17 protein-coding genes are annotated in these 25,273 nt (G+C 33.9%); 9 read left to right on the top strand and 8 right to left on the bottom strand.

Translation table 11 applies throughout. The annotated features are described in order from the left end of the window. Nucleotides 1-227: 227 nt before the first annotated feature. Complete coding sequence (locus tag NK356_RS08525) at nt 228-1,367, bottom strand: DUF3800 domain-containing protein (protein ID WP_253316722.1); 1,140 nt, start codon at nt 1,365-1,367, stop codon at nt 228-230. 221 nt (nt 1,368-1,588) lie between these two features. Between NK356_RS08525 and NK356_RS08520 the strand changes: the two genes are divergently transcribed. Then, nucleotides 1,589-2,491, top strand: coding sequence for a COG2958 family protein (locus tag NK356_RS08520; RefSeq protein WP_253316721.1), 903 nt, complete (start codon nt 1,589-1,591; stop codon nt 2,489-2,491). 38 nt (nt 2,492-2,529) lie between these two features. Beyond that, on the top strand, nt 2,530-3,030 hold the full coding sequence (locus NK356_RS08515; protein ID WP_253316720.1) for a hypothetical protein: 501 nt from the start codon (nt 2,530-2,532) through the stop codon (nt 3,028-3,030). Between the two features lie 106 nt (nt 3,031-3,136). On the opposite strand, the gene NK356_RS08510 is transcribed toward NK356_RS08515, so the two are convergent. Genes NK356_RS08510 through NK356_RS08495 form a run of 4 tightly spaced genes read right to left on the bottom strand, consistent with a single transcriptional unit; the run spans nt 3,137 to nt 10,163 of the window. Next, nucleotides 3,137-4,756 (bottom strand): type I restriction-modification system subunit M, encoded by a 1,620-nt coding sequence (locus tag NK356_RS08510; RefSeq protein WP_253316719.1) that lies wholly within the window; start codon nt 4,754-4,756, stop codon nt 3,137-3,139. Nucleotides 4,757-4,765: 9 nt separating this feature from the next. Then, entirely contained in the window at nt 4,766-5,863 is a 1,098-nt protein-coding gene (locus tag NK356_RS08505) for an AAA family ATPase (RefSeq protein WP_253316718.1), read from the bottom strand. Nucleotides 5,864-5,866: 3 nt separating this feature from the next. Further along, the gene (locus NK356_RS08500; RefSeq protein WP_253316717.1) at nt 5,867-7,171 is read right to left on the bottom strand and encodes a restriction endonuclease subunit S; all 1,305 of its coding nucleotides are present in this window, start codon (nt 7,169-7,171) and stop codon (nt 5,867-5,869) included. Continuing rightward, nucleotides 7,164-10,163: a type I restriction endonuclease subunit R gene (locus NK356_RS08495; RefSeq protein ID WP_253316716.1), complete on the bottom strand. Its 3,000-nt coding sequence runs from the start codon at nt 10,161-10,163 to the stop codon at nt 7,164-7,166. Before NK356_RS08495 ends, NK356_RS08500 begins: the two co-directional genes overlap by 8 nt. A 1,201-nt stretch (nt 10,164-11,364) precedes the next feature. Between NK356_RS08495 and NK356_RS08490 the strand changes: the two genes are divergently transcribed. From NK356_RS08490 to NK356_RS08480, 3 genes are read left to right on the top strand one after another with little or no spacing between them, the layout of a single operon-like run. Then, nucleotides 11,365-14,457, top strand: coding sequence for a SusC/RagA family TonB-linked outer membrane protein (locus NK356_RS08490; protein ID WP_253316715.1), 3,093 nt, complete (start codon nt 11,365-11,367; stop codon nt 14,455-14,457). Nucleotides 14,458-14,475: 18 nt separating this feature from the next. Beyond that, on the top strand, nt 14,476-15,858 hold the full coding sequence (locus NK356_RS08485) for a RagB/SusD family nutrient uptake outer membrane protein (protein ID WP_253316714.1): 1,383 nt from the start codon (nt 14,476-14,478) through the stop codon (nt 15,856-15,858). A gap of 47 nt (nt 15,859-15,905) precedes the next feature. After that, on the top strand, nt 15,906-18,386 hold the full coding sequence (locus NK356_RS08480) for a S9 family peptidase (protein WP_253316713.1): 2,481 nt from the start codon (nt 15,906-15,908) through the stop codon (nt 18,384-18,386). 28 nt (nt 18,387-18,414) lie between these two features. On the opposite strand, the gene NK356_RS08475 is transcribed toward NK356_RS08480, so the two are convergent. From NK356_RS08475 to NK356_RS08465, 3 genes are all read right to left on the bottom strand, one after another. Then, nucleotides 18,415-18,687: a DUF6520 family protein gene (locus tag NK356_RS08475; RefSeq protein WP_115928344.1), complete on the bottom strand. Its 273-nt coding sequence runs from the start codon at nt 18,685-18,687 to the stop codon at nt 18,415-18,417. Nucleotides 18,688-18,720: 33 nt separating this feature from the next. Then, complete coding sequence (locus tag NK356_RS08470) at nt 18,721-20,223, bottom strand: MauE/DoxX family redox-associated membrane protein (protein ID WP_253316712.1); 1,503 nt, start codon at nt 20,221-20,223, stop codon at nt 18,721-18,723. A 195-nt stretch (nt 20,224-20,418) separates the two neighbouring features. Then, a complete protein-coding gene (locus NK356_RS08465; protein ID WP_253316711.1) occupies nt 20,419-20,655 on the bottom strand; it encodes a hypothetical protein in 237 nt (78 codons plus the stop codon). Between the two features lie 384 nt (nt 20,656-21,039). On the opposite strand from NK356_RS08465, the gene NK356_RS08460 reads away from it, so the two are divergent. The 4 genes from NK356_RS08460 to NK356_RS08445 all read left to right on the top strand — a co-directional run bounded on the left by NK356_RS08460 (nt 21,040) and on the right by NK356_RS08445 (nt 25,118). After that, nucleotides 21,040-22,635, top strand: a complete 1,596-nt coding sequence (locus NK356_RS08460) for an AraC family transcriptional regulator (protein WP_253316710.1) — start codon at nt 21,040-21,042, stop codon at nt 22,633-22,635. A 120-nt stretch (nt 22,636-22,755) separates the two neighbouring features. Further along, entirely contained in the window at nt 22,756-23,607 is an 852-nt protein-coding gene (locus NK356_RS08455) for an RteC domain-containing protein (protein WP_253316709.1), read from the top strand. 134 nt (nt 23,608-23,741) lie between these two features. Then, entirely contained in the window at nt 23,742-24,023 is a 282-nt protein-coding gene (locus NK356_RS08450) for a helix-turn-helix domain-containing protein (RefSeq protein ID WP_253316708.1), read from the top strand. A 276-nt stretch (nt 24,024-24,299) separates the two neighbouring features. Further along, nucleotides 24,300-25,118 carry a hypothetical protein gene (locus NK356_RS08445; RefSeq protein WP_253316707.1) on the top strand — a complete coding sequence of 273 codons (819 nt, stop codon included), beginning with the start codon at nt 24,300-24,302 and terminating at the stop codon, nt 25,116-25,118. Nucleotides 25,119-25,273 lie beyond the last annotated feature (155 nt).

Genomic DNA, 25,273 nt, shown 5'->3' with positions numbered 1-25,273 from the left:
GAAGTAAGGACAGTATTGGATAACTGACAATTATTTTTAAACCCTAACTGTCAGATTAAGTCGTGGCTATTACAAATAATCCTCTATTTCTTTCAAATTGGGACAAACTTAATAAAGATTCCTTTACAATATAGTAGACATTAAATAATAACTATTGAATTAATCATTGTCCTGACAATGAGATCAACAGTTGGCTCTCACACAGTAATTAATGATCTTCCAAAATGCTAGATGCCAGCTACCAATTCCTTAAGTTTTTGCATGTTAGGATCTTTTTCGATAGGATTAATATCATTGAAAGAATTTTGTGACAATGTCTGATTCAAAATTTTTACCTTTTGAAGCATAGGTACAACATATTTTAAAAAGTGATTAAAGTGCTCAGAAACATCGGAATATTTCGTAGCAAGTTTGTAGCCTGGCTTTCCTGAATGACTTACAATAAATAATCCTTCATATCTAAGATCTCTTATTAAGGTTCTTATTCTTTCATTTTTTATGTTTGGAAAGAAATTATTGAGATAGATTAGTAATTCTCTTGTTGATACTAAGCGGTTAGGGTTTAACTCAGACTGAAATCTAAGATATTCTAATAGCCTTGCTTTTTCCTTGCTTTTCTCACTTTTTGAAGAGTCAAAAAACTTTTCTATCAACTGATAGTTCATTTTCATAATTTGCCTATCAAGTTCAGGTTTATTCTCTATTTCTTTCGTAATATAGCTCTCAAAAGGGAAGTAAGAAATTGACGTTCTTGCATGCAGCAGATTAAACAGTTCAATGTATTGTTTATCAAAGTGGCTTGTGCAAAATACTTTTCCTAAACAGCCAGAGATAAAATCAGCAATTTGTATCAGTTTTTCATCTTTGTCATCAAATATCTCAAAATTCCTGTCAGGGTTAAATAAATCACGACTTATGCTTTTCTTTCTCACATAATCTTGGAGTTCAATTTTAAATTCTTCTCCAACCTTATCTGCATTAATTGAATAGCTCTCATATATATTATTATATTTTTCAACAAATAAAGACTGGAAATATTTGTAAAATGTTTTTTTAATCTTCAGTCCATCACCAGATAAATTAGACTTATCAACGACCATTACGTCCACTACAAAATCTAACTTTTCAAGAAATTCTATTAAAATATCTTTTCTCTTTTTAAAGTTTTTACTTTTAATATTCTTTGATTTTAAATCATCACCTAATCTATATTTGAAGCATATTTCTTTTAGAATTTTTCTTGCTTTTTCTGTGTCAGTTTCTTTGATGATGACAGATGTGTAGATAAAATGTGAAAATGTACCTTTTTGGGATAGATCAAGGTGTGTATTACCAAATTCGTCAATAAAAATTTTAGCGGGAATCATCAGTTTAAGTGATTTTTATATATGTAGATAGTAAAGTTACGTATACAATTTGTATTTGCAAGGGTAAAGAATTTTTTTCACGGTGCTTTAAAATTAAAATTCCTGTTGTAAGTTTTTTATGTTGTAGTTCTCACTGATTTTTATTCTTTTCTTATTTTAGCATAAAATTATAATGTTACATAGTGAGATCTATGTAATTTAGGAAATAAAGACAAACTACCATGACCTTTCTAGAGCTAGCTCAATCCATATTAAAAGAAGAAAAGAAACCATTGACAGCCACTGAAATTTGGAACCTTGCTGTCGAAAAAGGATATAATAAAAAATTAAATTCACAGGGAAAGACTCCATGGTCAACATTAGGAGCTCAGATCTATGTGAATAGCAAAGATAATCCGAAATCAGTTTTTGCTAAAACAGATTCAAGACCTAAAAGATTTTATTTAAAATCAATGGAAGGGGTGTTGGAAGATTATGAAAATACAATTCCAGAAGATCTGCCACCATTGAAAAAAAAGAAATTTGATTTTTTAGAAAAGGATCTTCATAAGTACCTAAGCTACTTCGTTTATTATCATTTGAATTGTTATACCAAAACAATAAGGCATCATATTTCTAGTAAGAAGGAGTTTGGAGAATGGGTACATCCTGATATGGTAGGGTGTTACTATCGTATGGAAGACTGGAAACAAGAGATCAATGAATTTAGCAGGGCTGTTGGTGTAAATTCAGTCGTTTTGTATTCATTTGAGATTAAAAGAGAGTTGAGTTTTGCTAACTTAAGAGAAAGTTTCTTTCAATGTGTTTCTAACTCTTCTTGGGCAAATGAGTCTTATTTGGTGGCTGCTAGAATATCAGAAGATGAAGATTTTATGAATGAATTGTCTAGGTTAGCTGCTTCATTTGGTATTGGTGTGATAGAACTTGATCTTGAAGATCCACATTCTTCAGACGTGATTCTACCAGCTAAGTACAAAAAGGATTTGGACTTTGAAACAATGAATAAACTTGCTATGAATAATGATTTTAAGGACTTTATTGAAACAGTTAAGATTGATTTAACGAGTAAGAAGATTCATAAGAAGGAATATGATGTTGTTGAGAAGATTGAGAATTTGAAGTAATAAGCAGATGAAAAAAATAATTTAGAATTGAATATACAATGTTAAAACTAAAAGATATTATAAAATTATCACTAGATGAAAATCATAATACAGAAATAACATTAGAAAATGTTATCTGTGCAAAAAATAAATTAGATAAAATTCCAACAAATAAGAGTGATTTACTAAAGATCTTAGTTGCTATGAATTTGATTAATGCAGCCCTAAAAAGAAAGGAATTTAAAAGCAAAGAAAAAGGTGCACTTATATACTATGGAATGTTAAAGCCGAAGGTTTCTACATTACTAAATTACATGTTAGATGTTGAATTAACCGATTTGAAATGTGATTTTTACATTGATAAAAGTAAAAAATGTGCGTATATAGAAGTTGACGAGTTACAATTTAGTTTTCACGATATTTCAATTACTGAGAAACTGCAGATTTTTATTGATTCGGATATGAATAAACCTAAACCCTGGAAAGAGATAAGACTACAAAAGATAGCAGGTGAATTATTTAATCACTACATTAATGATAAGAGTCAATCTCAATTCTAATAATATGTATTGAAAAGCTTTTGAATAAAAACAATTTTCGTAAATTAATGTAAGAAATTTTGTAAAAGAGGCAGTTTTCATAAGTTTTTAAAACTGCCTCTTTATCTTATATTTCTTTTAAACCTAACTGACGTAGGAATGAGTTATGTAAATCTGTTGCGTGCCTAATTTTTGCATTAATTCCGTTTGGTGCGTTTAATTTTTGGTTGACTTCTTCAAGATTTACTGTCTTTACTGCAATTGCGGTGCTGACGTAGCGAGTTATATTTAAGTTGTAATCATTATTAGCAATTTCTTCTAATGATACACGACGTGAATAACGTTCCTCATTCAGACGATATTGGTAGGTTTTTACAATTTTATCAATATGCTCTTGTTCTAATAAATTTTGGCGCTTTCCTTTCGTGTAATTTTCACTCGCATTAATAATTAAAACATCATCATGTTTTTTACATTTTTTTAAAACAATTATAGATACTGGAATTCCTGTAGAATAAAATAAATTATTTGGCAATCCTATAATTGCATCGATATTGTTATCTTTTAATAACTTAGTACGAATACGCTCTTCGGCTCCTCCACGAAATAAGACACCATGAGGTAAAATGATGGCCATGGTACCTTCTTTCTTCAAGAAATGAAATCCATGTAATAAAAATGCAAAATCAGCTGCCGATTTAGGAGCTAATCCATAATTCTTAAATCGAAAGTCCTCTCCCATAGCTTCAGAAACTTCCCATTTTAAACTAAAAGGTGGATTGGCAACAATTGCGTCAAATTCTACTTTCTTGGCTGGATTACGCTCGTTTAAGATCGGCCAATCATTACTTAATGTATCACCATGGAAAATTTCGAACTCTGTGTCTTTTACTCCATGTAGAAGCATATTCATACGAGCTAAATTATAAGTTGTAATGTTTTTTTCCTGGCCATAGATTTGTCCAACTGTACCTCCTTCATTAACAATGTTATGTCTAACATTTAATAATAAGGAACCAGAACCACATGCAAAATCGATTATTCGTTCTAGTTTCTTTTTACGTCCTAAGGTTGGATCTTGACTATCTAATGTTACGATTTCAGATAAAATATCAGATAACTTTTGAGGTGTATAAAATTCACCTGCTTTTTTACCTGAGCCAGCAGCAAATTGGCCAATTAAATACTCATAAGCATCACCTAATGCATCAGAATTAGTACTAAAATCTGCTATACCATCACCTATTTTTGTAATTATTATACATAATTTTTTATTGCGCTCATCATAATTTTTGCCAAGTTTTTCAGAATTTAAGTTGATTTCTGAGAATAAACCTTGAAAATTACCTTCAAAGCTTTCGTTTTCTATGTATTTAAAGCCATCATGGAGTGTTTCTAAAAGTTTTTCATTTTGCGTCCTAGCTAATTCATAAATACTTTTCCATAAGTATTTAGGTTGAATAACGTAATGTACTTTTTTACGAATAGTCTTCTCGAAAAAATCTACATCATTTGGATTTTCTTCATACCATATAGATAGCGAAGTTCGGTTGTCATTCTCATCTAATTGAGGATAGTCTCGCCCCAATTCTTTTGCGGCAGCTTGTTCGTAGTTACTTGATAAATATCGCAAGAATAAAAATGAAAGCATATAATCTCTAAAATCATCTGCATTCATTGCACCGCGTAAATTATCAGCTATATTCCAAAGGGTTCTACCTAACTCTTGTTGTTCTTTTTGTGTCATAATTTTCTTTTAAACATGTAGTACAAAATTGTACTTCTTCATTAAACCCTCAAATATTTGTATTATATCCTGCTTATTATCAGGTACCGGCTCTGTAAATTCATATCTGAAAACTGTTTTATGCGACATGATATTTACAATCTGAGCCACTTTCTCTTCATCGTTAATACCAATTTCTTTTAGCACAAACGAAAAGTTTCGGACACCCAAAAAAGAAGCTATATTTTCTAAAATTTGTCGTAGTAGTGCAAAATGATAAACTAATATTGAATCACTATCAATTGCTTCTTTTATAGTTCTCAACAATTCTAAATGGTAAAGAAAAACTTCCCTGCGAGGTCCTAATAATTCTACAGCACCACTACTATTTTTTAGTTTGAAAATTTCTATAAAATCTTTATATTTGGCAGATTTCTCACCGCGAGTTAACCAGTCAGCAAAAATTGAAAAGAAACCTATATGGTGAGTTGTTACTATAATCTTTCTAGTTTTATAGTACTTGTCGACCATATCCATTAGGCTAGATATTGTTACAAATATATTATGGTCATCTAAACTAGAAACCGGGTCATCAATAAAGAAATGCCCTTCTTGTTTGCCTTCACCTGTTAAATCTTCAACATCATAAAGTGCTAAAAAAAAACACCAAATAAATGCTTGTTGTTCTCCACGAGATATCTTTCTAGGTTTCGGTAGAGGATCTTCTTCTTCTTTTATATTACTTAATTCATCCTTTCCATAAAATCGTATATATTTTATACCAGCTAGTCTATTTGGAAAATATTCAAACCTAAAATCAAATTGTGGCTTAAAAGGTTTTAATTTTTCATGAATTTTTATCTCGTCAATACCTGAATGATAGTCATTTAAGCTACTCGAAGTTAATTCTATTTTTTGATCTAGCTCTCCATTCAGTATATCATTATCCCAAATGAATAAGTCTTCACTGTAAGCATTATAATAAACTCCTGCATGATTTCCTTTATTTTTTGATTTTGATTCATCTTTAAATGCAACTGACAATCTTGTTTTTCCGGTACCATTGAAGGCATATACAAGATTGATGTTTTTCTTATTAGCAATAAGTTGTTTAGCAATATCGTTCATAATTTAGCTTTCAATTTTAGGAAATAAGCCATCTAGTAATCCTTTTTTATGTGTTTTGAATTGTAATATTTTGTTGGACTCTTCTGCAATCGAATCATTAATTGATGAAAGGCAATTAGCAATTTTTTCTTGTTCCTTAATATTTTTCGGAACTAATATTTCAATATTTTTCAATTCATCTAACCCAATTCTTTTTCTTGTAGAGCCGGTTGATTTTTTTTCAATTTTTTCTCTTATGGGTTGAGAATTAATTAAATAGAATATGAAATATTTTGAAAACTTGTGCTCATCTACCACTAATCTAATACCATCAGAAGCCATAACAGATCTTTCTAAATTTTCTGGAATAATACATGTTCTACCAACAGGATCTCCCATTTTTGAGAAGATAATTTCACCACTGTAAATATTACAGCTAATTAATTCGTCTGCTTTTTCTAACGAAGTGTAAATTTTAGAAGTATCATTAAATTCGCCATCGCCAATATTTTGAAGTTGAATAATTCTATATCCATCTGAAGTATAATCTGAAGCTTTCAAATTTGAACCAAATGGTCCACCAGTAAAACTCCATTTAATTTTTTTATCTGCAGTATCAATTATCTTTTTCTTCTGCCAATCACCATCATTTTTAAATTCTCTGAAACGTATTTTAGGAACAGTTTCGCCTTGTTGAGGAAAAAGATTCTGTATTAAGCCTTTTTTATGCTCTTCTAATGCTAAAATTTTTTCTTCTTGTAAACTAATTAGTTCATCTAAAGAACTTAAACAATCGGCTATTTTTTGTTGTTCTTTTTTGTCTGAAGGATAAAAAATTGGTAATTTTTTAATGATTTCAGCATTTAAATTTTTGACTGCTGCACCAGCTGCATAAACGTTAAAATATTTTTGAGCAAAATCTGAACTAATAAAGTAGTATAAATACTCTTCATTTGTCTTTTCTTTATTTATTTGACTAATTGCAATCCAACCATCGTGAATACCACATTCCACATCAAGAATAAATGGACGGCCAAAACTCATGGAATTCGAAAGAATTAAATCACCTGGCTTAACGATTCTAGTCTTTGATTCAGCTTGTTTCAAAATTTTTTCTGTAGTAGATACAATATATTTTGATTCCGAATTTACATCGCCAATTTTCAGCCAATTTAAGCCATCCTCTCTATTTGTTAAAAAATCTTCGATTGGTCTTGGTGAACCTCCTCTTACAACATTTGATAAATTTTCTAAAATATCTGTACTCCATTCTCCGTCTTTAACAAACTCAGGAAAACGTAATTTGGGTTGTAGTTTATTATTATTCATAAGCGCTTAAACCTGCTATTTCACGCCCTTGAGCGAGTTGTTTTAAATAAGGAACGACGTCTTCCATAAGAGCTAATTCTTTTTGTGCACGTGCTTTCCAGCCTAAATCTAGAGAATCAGTCAAGTCATTTAATTTTTCGCCATCGAAAACCATACGATCAACTATATTTTCCACGAATGGTTGTAATAGCTCTAATGCAATCTGATGCTTAGTAGCGATATTTAGTAATTGTTTATATTGCTGTTGATTTTTAAAAATTATATAGCCCTCACGAATTGCTTTTTCATCTAATGCTTCTTCCAGAGGTAAACTTTCAATATAAGCTACCATCATTTCCCGCTCTTCCATCAAATTAGCACTTGAACTAAGCAAACGTATCAGTTTCTCTTTGTTCATTTTTTGCTTTTTAGGGTCATGTTGGGTATATTCAGCAATCAAACTCATTATATAATCATAATCAATTAAAGACGAAGAGAATAATACAAACTCGAAATCTAACTGTTGAATTGAATTTTCGGGTTCTTCTTTTTGTTTATGTCCTTGTTTTAATTGTTGTGCTGTTTCAAGATACATTCCTCTAAAGGCTCGTAAGTTATCTTGAGGTAGAATTCTTTCAATTTGATTATGCTGTGTTTCATCTAAATCAGTATATTGTTCCAAATGTGTTTTAAAACGTTGTACTTCCTTAAATTTTTTAATGAACTCTATACGAGCAGCGTCTCCACGTAAATTGCTTACCTCTTCAGGATTACATTCCAAATTTTGGGAAGCCATAAAATCACTTAACTCTGTAAAAGCGTTTTCATACTTTTTTATTACTTCTTGAGCTTCATCTACCAACCAGATTTCACGAGCTTTTTCAATTTGGGTATCAGCAAATCTTGAAATAGCCATGTCAACAGCATCTTTTTGGTTTCTAAAGTCCATTATTTGTCCATATGGTTTAGTGTCATTTAAAACCCTATTAGTACGAGAAAAGGCCTGAATTAATCCATGATACTTTAAGTTCTTATCTACATACAAGGTATTAAGATATTTTGAGTCAAAACCTGTTAAAAGCATATCGACCACGATTGTAATATCAATTTTATTCTTTTGTGGATAATCGCTATTGCTGTATTGCTGATCTTTAATACGTTGCTGTAAATCTTGATAGTATAAATCAAACTCATTAATTGTATGATTGGTTTGATATTGAATGTTATATTCAGTAATGATTTTGATTAAAGCCTCTTTTTTCTCCTCAGGATTAATTTTATTATCTTCAGCTTCCTGCTGCAAATCTTCCTGTAGCTGACGTATATCAGCTGCATTTTTTTGAGCATTAGAATCTCCATTTCGAGCCAAAGTTTGTGCCGGAGGTGAAAAGACACAAGCAATGTTTAGTTTTTGATAGTCAGAATCTTCAGAGTGTTTTTTATCTTGAATTGATTTGAATAATTCAAAGTACTCGATAGCATTATTAATAGATCCTGTTGCAAAAATAGCATTGAACTTTCGATCACTTGTCGCTGTAGAATGCTTTTCTAAAATGGATTCGGCTATTGCTTTACGAGCTATATCATTATTATTTAATTTAGCTTGATCTGCATCAGGTTTAAAATAGTCGATATGAAAACGAAGTACGTTTTTGTCATCAATTGCATGAGTAATGGTGTAAGCATGTAATTGTTTTTCGAAAATATCTATTGTAGTTTGATAGCGTGCTTCTTGCCCGTTAATTTTTTTATAGGCAGCATTTTCATCAAAAATTGGCGTACCAGTAAATCCAAATAATTGAGCTTTAGGGAAAAACTCTTTTATAGCTTTATGATTATCTCCAAACTGTGATCGGTGGCATTCGTCGAAAATAAATACCATTCTTTTCTCTCTCAGCGAAGCTAAACGTTCGTTGTAATTATTTTTATTTTTTGGATCTAAAGCTATCCCCAATTTTTGAATAGTTGTTACAATAACTTTATCCGAATAATCCGATGACAATAATCGCCGCACTAAACTTTCTGTGTTAGTATTTTCTTCTACACTTCCTTCTTGGAATTTGTTAAATTCCATTCGTGTTTGTCTATCTAGATCTTTACGGTCAACAACGAATAGACATTTTTCGATGTTTGGATTGCTTTTTAGTAAGGTTGAAGCCTTAAATGATGTTAAGGTCTTACCAGATCCAGTGGTATGCCATATATATCCATTTCCTCTATTCTCTTCAATTGAATTAATAATGGCCTCAACTGCATAAATCTGGTAAGGTCGCATTACTAAAATCTTTTGCTCAGTTTCTACTAAAACCATATAGCGACTGATTAATTCGCCAAGAGTACATTTTGATAAAAACTTAGTTGTAAATAGATCTAAGCGTGTTATTTTGTTATTACTAATATCCGCATACTGATAAATTGGTAAGAATTGTTCTTCAGCATTAAAAATAAAATGCTGATCTCTATTGTTGGCAAAATAATAGGTATTAGTATTGTTACTTACAATAAATAACTGAACAAAACACATCAATGAATTTTTGTAGCCATTACCTAAATCATTTTTGTAATTAATGATTTGCTGCATTGCTACTCTTGGACTAATTTCTAAGGTCTTTAACTCGATTTGTACTAGTGGTAAACCATTCAATAATAAGATTACATCATAACGATGATTACTCATTTCAGTATTCATTCTCAATTGGCTAATAACTTCGAAGTCATTTTTGCACCAATCATTAATGTTAACTAAAGTGTATTGCAATGGGGTTCCATCTTCTCGAAAGAAAGTATTACGGGTTCTTAATAATTTAGCCGCAGCAAATTCATCAGAAGTTATAATTTCTTCTTTTAATCGCTCAAACTCATTATCACTTAACCTCACCCGATTTAAAATTTCGAATTTGTCGCGAAAGTTCTTTTCTAAACTTTCTCGACTATGAATATCTTGGCGATAGTTATATTTTTGATCTTGAAGTTGTTGAATAAGATCGGCTTCAATATTGTTTTCTTTTGTCATTAGTTATATATGACTATTATTATCAGTAATCAAAAATACAAAAAAAATATCCTTTTTAGGATTGGCAGTATTCCAAAATATAAAAATTCAAGGATGTAGAAGATCCTTTGAAAGAATGTCTAAATATTCATAATATAAAAATTCTTATTATTTATCTAAACTAGAATTTAGTAGCTTTAGTATTTTAAATATATTGAATAAAGTCTAGTAAGTTTTTTTTTTCGAATTTATAGTAATATCAATTTCTTCGTTAGTTACATTCCTAACGATCTCAAAATATTGGCCAATATCTATTTTGAAATATTCACAAATTAGATAAAGGTTCTGAAGAGTTGTATTAGGTAGTGATTCTTCTCTTGCGCAATTCCAATCAATATTGTACTTTTCTTTGATATCATTATTTAAATACATTTGAGTCATAGGTTTACCATTGATTAAAATTCCCTCTCTTAACCTTTTGTTTACAAGTCCTACAGCAACTTTATATCTAAAAATTTTCCTCTGATATTGCATTACTGTAAAATAATTTATAAAAATTTGCAAATTCAACGACTTATATGTCGGTATTTTGTTATATTTGCTTTAATTACATAATAAATGTAATTTTGCGATACTTCAACGAAATATTAGAAGCTATTGCTTAGAATCTCAATTCGAAAACTGGTAATTTAAGTATACGAGACGATAAGCAGGAAGCTCACGACCTAGGCGTGGGCTCTCTTATCTGTATACAAGGTATACCAGTACCCCGAATTGGATAATGTAGAGTTCCATGCCATTTTATTTCATGCTGTTCGCTTTATCTCTACATTAAAATCTAAGCCCGCTTAAAAATATAGTATCAGAGTGTACGATACAATAGGAAGGTACAGCCTATTGTGGCTTTTTAAGCTTACATGGGACAAATTTTTCATTCATATGCTTTCCGGTGTCTGAGGTCACTGAGCTCTTTTGGACCACACACCCTTTGTTTATACCATGGGCACCTGGAAAGTTTTAATTTATCCTGATTAAATAGAATCTTAAACGACGAAAATTTACGCTATTGTTTTATAGGAACCCTATCATATATAATGACTGGAAAGAAATACTGATAAACGAAATATAAATGAAAATATAAAAAAAGCCCTTTCCCTTACAGTTTGACGACATCGGGAAAGAGCGTGAGAATTTAAAGTTAATTAAAAACCTTTACAAAGCTATGAAAAAATCCTATATCAACATAGGAGGCATTGGTCTTACCCTAATGTTAACGGTAGTGTGTACGCATGTCAGTGCTCAGACTCAAGTTATCTCAGGTACGGTCACTGCAGGAAATAAGCCTCTTTCCGGGGCGACTGTTTCAGAGAAGAATTCCAATCAAACCACCCTTACCAATTCCAAAGGTGTTTTTATGCTCACTTTGAAGATGAGTAATCGTAGTAACAACAAACAAAAGCCTGTTCTTTTGTTTAAGCATCCGCAATATAAAGAGAGAGCGATTCCTGTTATTTTGGATGAGAAGGCTAGTAATACTGGTACAGCAGGATTAGGACAAATGGTCATTGATGTTGACCTGTTGCGTGATAATGTGGATGGTGATAGTATTGATCGTAATGCTGATCAGGATACTAAGATCAAAGGAATTCAAGAAGTGATCATCAATGCAGGGTATTATAAAGTAAAAGATAAAGAGAGAACGGGAAGTATTGCCAAGGTATCGGCTAAAGATATTGAGAACCAACCTGTCACCAATGTGCTTTCTGCGGCACAGGGACGTATGGCAGGGGTAAGCATTACACAGAACTCAGGAGTTCCAGGAGGTGGATTTGATATTCAGATTCGCGGTAAGAACAGTCTGCGAAGGGAAGGAAATGAGCCGCTTTACATTATTGATGGGGTACCCTTAAGTGCTGAGACGCCCTCTTTATATGCTGTAACGATTCTGCCTTCAGCCTCAATTAATCCGCTGAATGCAATTAATCCCAATGATATCGAAAGTTTTGAAATTTTAAAAGATGCCGATGCAACGGCTATCTATGGTTCGCGCGGAGCCAATGGGGTTGTAATTGTGACAACCAAAAAGGGTAGGAAAGGAAGAACGGAACTGAAATTGAACACCGCCTATTCTTTAAGTAGAGTAGCCAACCATATGGAGATGATGAACACCGAGCAGTATCTCAATATGAGACGTGAAGGTTATGCCAATGATGGAGTGACAACGATTCCTGCTTCTGCATATGATCTTAAAGCATGGGATCAGAATCGATACACAGACTGGCAGAAAACACTGATCGGAAATACTGCCGATGCTTCGGTTGTACAGTTGTCTCTCAGTGGCGGAGCAGGGAATTCATCATACCTGATCAGTTACGGACATCAAGAGCAGAGTACAGTCTTTCCGGCAGATTTTAAGTATAAAACGAATAACCTGACGGGTAATTTTACCTTCAGATCGCCTGATAAAAAACTGGAGGCTAACATGAGCAATACATTTTCATTTCAGAAAAATAATGTTCAGAATGATGATATAACCAAAAAAAGTCTTCAGTTAAGCCCCAATGCTCCGGCTTTATATGATGCTAATGGAAATCTGAATTGGGAAAACAATACGTTTACCAATCCCGTCGCTTCCTTTAACAGTCAATATCTGAATTCTACAACATTCATCAATAACGGGACAAATATTTCATACCGCCTGTTTCCGTTCTTATCTCTGAAATTAAACGGAGGGGTAACGTATCAGGATTTTGAAGAAAGAAGTTTGAAACCTCATACTATGTATAATCCCGCATCCGGATTGACCAGCGCAAATTCCATTTCATCTCTTAATCGTCAGACCGTGTTTTCTTCTCTGTTGGAACCGCAGATCAATGCAGATTTTAAATGGAAGGATCATCATTTTGATATTCTGATGGGAACAACTTTACAGCAGACCGAAACAAAGCAGGGCTCCATACAGGGAGTGGGCTTCGAAAGCAATGCACTGATTCAGAACCTGGGAGCTGCCAAGACAAAGACGGTATCGGATCAGGTGGTCAACCAGTATTATTATACCGCTGCTTTTGCCCGGTTCAATTATCAGTTCAGGAAAAGGTATATTCTGAATCTTACGGGTAGGAGAGACGGATCCAGCAGGTTCAGTCCTGAAAATCGTTTCGGAAATTTCGGTGCTTTGGGTGCAGCATGGATATTTTCAGATGAGCCATGGATGAAGAAATTATCATGGCTGAGTTTTGGAAAGCTTAGGGGAAGCATCGGAACAACAGGGAATGATAAAATCGGAGATTATCAGTATCTGAATACTTATTCGGTAACCACCAATATCTACAATGGCATTACCGGATTGTCTCCCTCAAGGTTGTACAACCGTGATTTTAGCTGGGAAAAGACAACCAAAAAAGAGATTGCCCTTGAATTGGGGTTTCTGAAGAACAGAATTAATCTGTCAACCGCTTACTACAGCAATACCTCATCCAATCAATTGGTAGGTATTCCGCTGCCGGCAACAACGGGATTTCCAACGATTCAGTCGAATCTTCCTGCAAAAGTCAGAAATACAGGATGGGAATTTGATCTGTCAGCACAGATACTGAGAGCTGGAGAGCTGCGCCTGGAATCATCTTTGAACCTGTCCATACCCCGAAATACGTTGTTAGAATTTCCGAATCTTGAAGGTTCAACCTATGCGAACCAATATGTCATCGGATATCCCATGACCCTGGTTAAAGTATATCAGTTTGAAGGAGTCAACCCTCAGACGGGGCTCTACAGTTTTACGGATTTTAATGGTGACGGAAAGATCAGTTCACCCGATGATAATAAAGTGGTCGAGAAAATAGGTGTGGAGTTTTTTGGAGGATGGACCGCTTCTATGAAATATAAAAGGTGGTCAGCATCATTTCTTTTCCAGTTTGTCAAACAAAGAAACTGGAACTACAATAAAAGTATGCTGATTCCGGGAATGATGAGCAATCAGCCTGTGGAAGTATTAAATGCATGGTCGCCGTCAAATCCGAATGGAACGTATATGCAGTACAGTGCAGGAACAAATGCACAGAAAAATTCTTTACATTCTTATTTCCAGAATTCCACGGCAGCCATCAGTGATGCTTCTTTTATACGTCTTAAAAATGTACAGATCAACTACAGTATTCCTGTTCAGAAGATGGGAATCAAGGAAGCCATGATTTATGTGCAGGGACAGAATCTTCTAACGCTGACCAACTATTTTGGAATTGATCCCGAGTTTACAGTGGTAGGATACCTTCCTCCTCTGAAGACCTACTCATTAGGATTTCAACTCACTTTTTAACCTCTATGTTCTATTACAATGAAAACAATAGTAAAACCATATATGATCATAATTGCTGTTTCTGCAGCATTGACCACTGTTTCCTGTGAGCAGTGGATAGAAACAGATTTTCCTTCCAATCAATTACCCACAGAACTGGTATTTGAAGATGAACAGACCGCCGAGGCTGCTTTAGCCGGGCTCTATGCTAACTTATGGAATAATTCTTTGATCTCCGGAGGATCAGACGGAATGGGGCTTCTATTAGGTCTGTATACCGATGATACTGCTTCAGTGTCTTCACCGGGAAGCAACAGCATTATTGATTTGTATTACAATCAGCAAATATCAAGCAACCTGATTGTATCCAATGTGTGGACAAATGCTTATCAACATATCTATGCAGCAAACAGCATCATTGAAGGGGTAAAGAATTCCAAAACCCTTTCTCAAAGCGCCAGAAACCGTATCACCGGAGAAACTCTCTTCATCCGATCTTTACTGTATTTCTATTTACAGCAGATCTATGGAGAGATACCATACACCGATACGACAGATTATCAGATTAACAGCAAACTTTCCAAGCTTTCAGCCGATGATTTGCTAAGCCGTATAGATGCTGATTTGGAGCAGGCAGTGAATCTTTTACCTTCTGCATACCGGAATGCCGAACGGATTTATGTGAATAAGAACATCGCAAATCTGCTTAGGGCAAAATTGAAAATACTGCGTAAACAATGGCCTGAGGCTGAAAATCTTCTGCAATTGGTATTGCAGTCCTCGGATTATGCTTTTCAAAATGATATCACAAAGGTTTTTCAGAAAACGGGTACGCACATCATCTGGCAGCTGAAACCCAAAAACAGCGGTGATGCCACAAAGGAAGCGGCCCTCTATAATTTCTCAGGAATTCCGACAACCTATATGCTCAATGTAGATCTGGTGAATAGTTTTTCGGCAAATGATCTGCGTAAGCAGAATTATATTGCTACCGTGACGTCCCAAGGACAGACTAATTACAGAGCGGTAAAATATAAAAACCTTGCCGGAGCCAACACTTCTGAAGACTCCGTGATTTTCAGGTTGGAGGAAGTTTACCTTTTGTATGCCGAGGTTCTCATTCAGCAAAATAAAGTTGCAGAAGCAATTCCTTATATCAATAGAACCCGGCAAAGAGCTGGTCTGTCAGCCCTTTTAACAGGATTGAATCCCACTTCCGCTAAAGAAGAATTAAAGCAGGAGAAAAGAAAGGAGTTTTTCTCTGAACATGGGATCCGCTTTTTTGATTTAAAGAGATGGGGGCAATTGGATCAGCTGCTTTCTGTAAAAGCAAACTGGAAATCTTACCATCGTCAGTGGCCTCTTCCTCAGAAAGAACTTCTGCTGAATCCTAATTTGAATCCTCAAAATGAAGGGTACTAAAGAAAAGTGTATGGATGAGATAATTAAAATTAACAAGAAGTAAAACAATGAAAATATTGAATAGGCTTATAGAACTGCTCATCATTATTGTGATGGCGTTGTTACAAAAGCTTCCCGCACAAAGTAATATTGAGAAACTAGAGAAAATAGTTCAGCAATCCGAAGAAATTCGTTTGTTGCAAGTATCGAGAGACGGACGATGGATGATGTGGCAGGGAGTATACGAAACAAAACCTTCGGAAATGAAGGTCATAGATACAAAACATCCTGAAAAGATGATGAAGTTTGATGCTAAAAATATACTGTTTATCCATGATCATAATCTGCTGATCCAAAAGGGAAGTGCAGTAGAGTTTAAAGACCCGGTAAAAGGAACGACAAAAGAGTTTCAAAACGTAAAAGCATTCGGATCCATTGAATCAAATGATCTTTTTTGGATCCATTATGATGCGAAAAAGGCTAACGCGGTTGAAGTGTACAGTAAAGATTTGAAAGTGATTTACAAAATGTCTGAAGTCGACCGGGTTAAGCCGTTAGATCAGAATTTAGCTTTCTACACAAGTACTGATGAATTGAAGAAAATTTCAATTTTCAGCAGTGTTCAAAAAAAATCAGAAAAAATATACAGTGGAAAAAGTGAGGTGTATTCACTGGCCGAATCCAAAATGGCATCTGGCGGATGGTTGATGACTGTAATGGAAAAGCAAGGTTTGAAAGCCATCTACGTGGATCACAATCATCAATCGAAAGAACTGGTAGTGAATGGGCAAAAGTACTTTGATGTAATCAGTAATAAGCCGTCTGCTAATGAAGATGGATTGTTTTTGATTTTAGGGAACTACGAAAAAATGAACAATGACGGACTCGATATTTGGTATGGCAATGAAGTCAATCTTACAGGACACTTTCGTAAGGTTTATGAACCTAATCGTGTGGTCTGGTTTCCCGAAGAAAATAAAATCCAACAGATAGATAGCCGTTTTATTGACGGTATTGCAGCAGGAAAATCAGGGATGTACCTGTCAATTGAAAAGAATCTTGATCAGGTAGATTACAGGGATACCGAAATTAGTCCTGTCCCTGAAAAGACCTTTTTGTATGATACGAAAACGGGATCAGATATTTATGTTGACGAAATTCTTAAATATACAATGGTTGATCCTTTAGGTAAAATATTGCTGTATAAAAAAGAGGGTCAGTGGATAAGCTACGAAATAGCTACAGGGAAAAAAACAGCCCTGTCTATTGGAATTGATGCTTCTCCGTACTTCGCAGGTGAAACAGTATTATGGACTTTAAACAATGAATTGTGGTCTCAGGATATGAAGAGCTCAAAGATGCATAAGCTAAAGACTTTTGAGGGGAAACTGGAGGTTCTGAACGCGAGAAAGGATCCTATCTTTAATGATAGCAATATTTCAGGGTTTGTTGTCGATTTGCATCAGGAACTGCTGTTAAAAGTTATTGCTGAAGATGATGTAAAACATTCGGTTATCAGTTGGAAAAATGGAGTTGTCAAAACGGTTATTAATCAGACGAATGATAAAATTAGTTCACTGTCCGGGAATAATACCTCCAAATCACACTATTGGATTGCTGAAAATTACAATAAAAATCCGGTGATCATGAAGAAAGGCTTTGCAAAAAAGACAGCGGAGCAACTGTATGACTCAAAACAGCCGGATACTACGTTAAAAATTGGGATGAAGCGATTACAGTACAAAGGGCCTAATAATGAAGACTTAACTGCTTTGTTGTATTTACCGCCGAACATAAAGAAGAATGAAAAATTGCCTGTAGTAGTATATATCTATGAAGTTCAAAGAAAGTATCACAATGATTATTTGCAGCCCACTTTCAGAAATCAGGATGGATTCAGCATTCGGCTATTGCTGGAAGCAGGTTTTATGGTGATGTTGCCGGATATTACAAAGGGATCTGAAGGTCCGGGAATTTCAGCGCTCTATTGTGTGAATCAGGCAATGGATCAGCTTTCGAAAATTGAGCAGGCTGACATGACAAAGGTAGGACTGATGGGAAGGTCATTTGGAGGGTACGAAACCAATTTTATTGCAACGCAATCGAACCGATTTGCAGCCTATATTTCAGGAACTGGTTTTTCAGACCCTATGCATTCCGCATTTGCTTTTAATTATGGTAGCTATTCTCCTGACTATGCACGCTTGGAACATGGACAGTATTCATTTGGAGATTTTTCAGAAAATAAGGAAAAGTATATTAAAAACAGTCCTTTATTTTATATGGAGCAGGTTACAGCTCCTATGCTGCTATGGTCAGGTCTGAAGGATACAAATGTCAGTCCCGAAGGAAATAAGTCAACATTCAGTGCTCTTAGGAAATATAGAAAGCCGGTCATCGCATTGTTCTATACTGACGAAAATCACGGTATTATAGATTCCAAACTTCAGAAAGATCTTACAACGAGAATAATAGAATGGTGGCAGTATTTTTTAAAAGGTAAAAGAAATGTTCCGTGGATATTGAAACAAACGAAGGATGCTGTTTAGCATCCTTCTTTCGTTAATTGGTTGATGGTTAAGGTATTTTGAACAATACATTGACACAACCTTGATCAAAGAGATTGTGCTGTCCCGAAGAGTCTGTATAAGTACAGATTTCATCGTTAAATTCTGTGCTGCAAGAATTAGTGGTTTCGACACATTCTTCTCCTACCGGAGCCATTGGATCATAACGGAATCCGTTTTGAATTGCACTTTCTGTTTTGTCTGACGCTGTGGAAGCGTACGCACTTCCGATTCCTAAAGCGAAAATAGCTAGAGGCAGCGCGATTTTTCTCATTTTTTTCATGATGTAAAATTTGTTTTGGTGCCTACTCTTGGATCAGGTTTTCGGCTTCCCCTGAATGAAATGTTGAGTAATGTTTTGCGCTAAACGATATCTGATCAACTCATTTCCAATAATTGTAAATAGGGTATTGTTACTGACCATCAGTCCCGTCATCGACGACTCAGAGGTTTTTGGCAGATAAAAACTACCCAGGTATTTTTGCTCACTGATAGCATACATATCAATACTAAAAGATTTTTTCCATTGCTTTTTATCTTCGGATTTTCCCATACGGGGTGATTCGATAAAAAGAACACCCTTATACACAAATGCGTTTCTATTAACAGTCGTTGACGGATTTTTCATTTTTTTAGTTCCGTCGGACAGCTGGGTCACCTCAATCTTTGGGATCTGGAGCTTGTCAATGGTTTGAAAAGTATGGCTGTGTTCAAGCTGCTGGTCTGCAACGACAAATTGATTCCTGTAATTGTAGACATAGACCAACTTCTCCGCAGTCTCATCAAATAACAATTTTCCATCGGTATCAAAGATTCCGTCATTGATTTTCTCCAAAAGATTTGGTTTCAACAGTGATGAAGGGTAGGAGCCTGTTGATAACAGCCCTAAAGACTGAATATCTTCTTTTTTAGAATAACCGATCATTGCGAAATGATCTTCTATCATTGGTTGAAGTTGCAAAAAATAGCTCTGATGAAAACTGATGGTACGCATCTTTTCTTTTCCCACAATCCCCTGATAAATAACGGGTACTGTTCCATCGAAAAAATAGAAATTCGGATGGTTAACTTTTATACGTGGACTCTTGAACTCAAAGTTAAAGTGATCCGGAATAACGGTATGCTGTTTTAGATAGTTGAGTTTCGCATCAATGCAGTAGTATACAAACGGTGTTTTACTGCTCCCCAGGTAAATTGAATCTCCGCTGGAACCTGCAAAATAGTAGGAATCGAGTTCAAGATTGTACTTTTTTTCCAAGTCGAAAGGATGTTTCAGCAATCGGCGTGTGAAGTTGTTTTCTTTAATCAGCATATATTCAGATCTCTGGTAGAGTAGTACCAGTGAAATTCCACATACAACTGAAATTAGAGATAGCAGGATCACAGGTCTCATAATGTGGTGGCCCGAAATCTTTATTTTTAAAATAAGCACAGTGCCTGCGATAATCACACAGATGATGTTGAACAACAGATGGGTATTCCAGTCCATCTTTTCCAGAATACCACCACATGAACAGGGAACAAACTCACTGTAATGTAAAATGATATAAATGTAAATGGTGAATAGGACCATTAGCGCAAATGATGAGTATAAACCCAAAAGCCTTGAGCGCTCAAAAATAAGAAGTCCACAGACCACAAGTTCAACGGCTAAAATTCCGTACGATACCAAATCTGAAATAATGTTCAATAAAGGCGATTGGGTAATCTGAACCTTAAACGTTTCAAAGTCAATGATCTTGCTGATGGCAGCATAGCAAAATAAAAGAATGAAAAAGAAACAGACCACAGTATACAACCGTTCAATAAATTGTTTCATATATTAGTTTTATTTAGTTTAACAGGCTATCAGTAATTTCCAGATAACCTTTCTTCCACAGTAAGGTGGCATTACAGCACCCTCCATGAGAGCGACGGTGGTTTTAAAATTCCCCACACTCTCCCAAATGCCACTGGTCGGACATGGTGACCCTGTGGCAATCGATAAAGAAGTGTGAGGATTCATCACCATTTTTTATTTAGTTGAACTTTGCCGCCAGTCGTCTCCGTCACGAACAGGGGGATCTTTTACAATGACTATTTCTGATCCTGAACCTGCAGAATCTTTGGCGGAGTTTTTACTGTCGCCTTTTTTTACAATTGATGTCGCCGTTTCTATTTCGACCTCTTCAAAATCAAGATGACGTTCTGTACATTGCTGTATAATCAATGAGCAAAATGTAGTGCTCATCAGTGTGATTAGTTTTTTCATTTTCTTACGTTTTGTGACTTGATCCCGGCCGGATTCAATTGAATTGTTGATCCAAAATTAGTCGGATTAAGGATGGGAAAACATTTACCGGGGGTATGATTTTAAAATTGAGACGTCTTAATTTTAAAATTGAGACATATAGAATTTACAGTAATATGGCTACTGTAAACAGTTCTGCGATTAAAGGTCATTTCTTTGCTGTAATTCTATAAAATTGGAATTATTACGTTGTAAAATGGCTATTTTTGAAAGGTGTGGTTAATATAAAGAGCTATGAAAAAGTTTAAATATTTCCTATTTGTATTTTCGCTGTTTTCACTGTGGGTATATTCTCAAAAAAACAGTGCTGAAACATACGGCGATATTCGAAAGAATTATGAAAAAATGTTAAATGACGATCGGAGAGCGCTTCCTTTCGTTAAATTGTACATTAATAAAGCTAAAAAGGAGAATAACCAGGAAAAACTTGTTCAGGGATACCGTGACGCCCGTCAATATTGCATATCACTGGATAAAAAATTTAAATATGCCGACAGTACGATTCAGGCAGCCATTGCTTTGAATGATTCTGCTGAAATAAGTAGGGCTTATCTTAGTAAAGGAATTCTATTTTATTTTAATTTAAGAAAATATAAACCTGCTTTAGATCAATATCTTAAAGCATACCAATTTGCTGAAAATTCTAAAGACGAATATCATAAATACAAAGTAATCTATCACATAGGAATTGTTAAAAGCCACCTTGGGTACTACGAAAAAGCATTGCAGCATTTTTTAGATTGTACACACTTTTACCAATCCTCGTTAGAAAAAAAACTGCATCAAAATGAAGTATATAATTATAAAAAAGGCTATTATAACAGTTTACATCAATTGGCTGTTGCCTATCAATATCTGGATCAATTTGATAAGGTTGATAGCTTAGCTAACCTCGGACTTAAAAATACAGCGAATAAGCAGGATTACTTTCTGGAAAATAGCTATTTTCTAAAATGTAAAGGACTCGTTTATTTTAATAAGAAAGATTACAAAAATTCAAAAAGAAACTTTACAAATGCATTACCCGGAATAGTGAAAAGAAATGACTTTGCCACCTGCTCAATTATTTACCTTCATCTTGGAAAGATGTACTTTGCAGAAAATGAAATTGAAAAATCAATGAGAAATTTCATCAAAATCGATTCCATATTTAGCAAACAACAGTTTATTTTGCCAGAGGCAGCGGATTGCTATAGTTATCTTATCAATGATGCTTCAAAAACAGATAATGTTCAGAAGCAGTTGTATTATACCAATCAGCTCTTAAAAGCTGATCGTATGATCAATAAAGACTTTTCATACATTGCTTCGAAAATCTCTGAAGAATACGATGTAAAATCTTTGAAAAAAGAAAAAGAGAGTCTGGAGAGAAAGGCAAAGAGGAAATTACATAATGCGCTTGTTCTCATTGGAATTTCGGCAGTGATTATCATTATTTTCTGTATTCGCTTCTATCATGATCGTAAGATCAAGATTCAGTATGAAACGTTACAACAAAAACTTAATAGCAGTAAACTAGGAAATGATAAAGAAACTTTTCATGATATTCCCATACGAAAGACATCTTTATCACTTGAATTAACTGAAGAATTACTTGAAAAGCTAAAGGTCTTCGAAGAGACTTTAAATTTTACCAAGAAAGGGTTAACTCAGAAAAGTGTAGCAACAAAACTGGGAACGAACTCTCATTATTTATCTATTTTAATCAATGAAAATAAAGGGATGAGCTTTACACGTTACATGGCAGAACTCAGAATCAATTACATTACTAATCTTTTGAATACCAATAAGAAATACTTAAATTATACGATAGAGGCTTTAGCGGAAGAATGCGGAATTGCAGCAAGGCAGAACTTTTCAGCCCTGTTTTATGAGATAAACGGAATACGCCCTAAAGATTATATTAAGAAAAGAAAGGAAGAAATCGGTTATACTATATAATTAGCGATTTATTAATTGGCTGTTAAGTCAGGCATAATAGCAAATTCAGATATTTGATTTTTAAAATTGTAATTTTTTACTGTTTGAATGAAAGTTTGTAATTTCCTTTAAAAAAGGGACATGGAACAAATTGATATCTTTAAACAGATCGCAGAAATGCTTGAGAAACTTAAACAGAGACTCAGTGAAATTGAATTAGAGGAACAAGAGACTATTGCAATTTCAGAACTGAGTTTAATGGAAATCGATGAAGTAACAAGGCATCTCAAAATATTGATTTCAAAATATAATTTTAGAAATATTGCTGAGGAGATCTATTTCTTTAAACAAATGAAACCACAGTTTATTTCTCTTTATATCTATCATTCAACTGTACTAAACGTGGAAACATGTCGCCCAATAGCAGGCCAAAAGATATTACGAAAATATTACGAAAATGAAATTGAAAAACTCAATGCATTTTATGAGGAAAATGCAGAGTTTTACAGCTACTGTCGAAGGAAAGCTACTTATATGGATCATAAGTATTTTGTAAGGAATTCTTTCGATATAAAAATGAAAATGCCGCAGACATTTTATAATTACGATGAGTCGTTTACCACTTCGCATGATCATCAGGTAGCACAAATTTTGGCATACGAGAAACTGGAAATGTTTTATAAGCGTATGACATCAAAGACTGTCGATAGTATTGCTGCTAATCAATTAGAAAATCAAAATATCGTATGGTCTGCAACAAAGGTTTCCTTAATTGAATTGATCTACGGACTGCATAAAATGCGTTGTTTCAACGGAGGTAATGTCGAACTGAGTGAAATTATGAAGTTTACTGAAAAGACGTTCAAAATTGATCTAGGTAATTACCATAAAACGATATTTGAAATCAGAAGCCGAAAAAGTGGAACGACTAAATTTCTTCAATTACTAACGGATAATCTCAACCAGTATTTTATTGACAGTGAAAATATTTAATTTTTTTATCGGTATTACGATAAAGTAGTGACTTTTTTACGATGAACTATGTCAATTTTGTAAAGCAATATTTAGAACCGGAGAATGTTAGCTTTTGGTAAAGCCACTTTTTGTAACCTTTAAATAGTTTAAAAATGAATATTGAAAGAGCAGAATTTATAAGATGGATGGAGAAAATCATGAGTCGATTTGATATTCTTCACGAGAAATTAAATACAAAGCAGAATGAATTGACAGCCATCGATGGAGAGCAGCTACTCGACAATCAGGATGTATTACAATTGCTTAAAATTAGTTCAAGATCCTTACAGCGATATCGGTCTATGAAAAAACTTCCTTATTATACAATTAGCGGAAAACTGTATTATAAACTATCTGATGTTCACGAACTGATTCGCAATAGCTTTAATCGGTAACTGCAAATGAGTTGAAATGATTTCTGTTTTAGAAACTATTAATATATTTAATCTGAAAAATCTCGAAAGGACATAGGACGGGGTATTTTGCATTTAGAGGTTTAACAATAATTATACCTATAGACAAGATCAAATAACCGTCGTACAGAAGATACTGAAAAGATAAAAAAATCTAGACTTATGTGAAAATGATAGAAAGAGTAATTGTTTAAAATGGGATAAAATAACTCACGATTTCAAAACTATAATATTGTTAATATAAACTTAGAATTTATTATGTTTAAAACCATACCTAGACAAGAAATTGAAGACAGAATAAAGGAGATCGAAAATTATAAAGGTGCTCCAATAAAGTTTTTAAAAAGGTTATCGAACCCTCACGAGATTACATCAAATACTAAGGATTGGTATGAGTCCGCCGAGAACTATTGGGAAAAAAAAGCAAGGAAGAAATTAATTGTACCCATAGCAGTAGATAAGAAGTATTTAGCTAGAACACTGCTTATTGTGGATTTTCTGGTAAAACTAATTGAATTCAGAGGGCATAATTTCGGTTTTGACATTAATGATCAAAACATTATTAAAATTTTAGATCGAGAAATTTATTTAAGTATTCGAAATGTGGGAAAGTATGTAACGAATGATGATAGTAAGTATAGTTCAAGAGATTTTGTGATGACAGAATTCTTGTGTGTCCAAATGTATGAAGATACATGGAACCGTAAAGAATGGAAAGATACACCGTATTCTGCCATTGAAGAAAAATTAATTCGTGTTGTGGCATATATTGAACTTTATGCGAAGTATTCACATGAATATCATTTGGAGCTAAAAGAAAGTTGGAGAAAACAAGCGACTATCAGAGAGCAGGAGAAAGAGAAACAAAAAAAGATTGAAGATGAAAAAAGGGAGATTGAAAAATTGATAATGGATGCAGAAAACTTTGAAAAATCACAACGAATATTAAATTATCTAAATGAAAGAAAAAGATTCCTTCTTGAAAACAATTTGTACACAGAAAATCAACAGAAATATTATGAATGGGGAGTAGGTCAATCTAATTTGTTAAATCCATTGTTTAAAATTGAAAAATAGATTGAATTTTAATATACATTATAAAACAAAATATGACTGATAAAGAATATTTGGACTCTACCTCAACAGTGACAATTTAAAAAGAAACATTTTGAATGGCTGAAATTAAGATGTGATTATGTTCAGCAAGAAAGAATAAATGCGTCACTTTAATA

The sequence above is a fragment of the Chryseobacterium sp. S0630 genome (assembly GCF_024158915.1).
GTDB lineage: Bacteria > Bacteroidota > Bacteroidia > Flavobacteriales > Weeksellaceae > Chryseobacterium.
The sequence above is the reverse complement of the archived record's forward strand: the minus strand, read 5'-3'. Positions and strand labels throughout refer to the sequence as shown.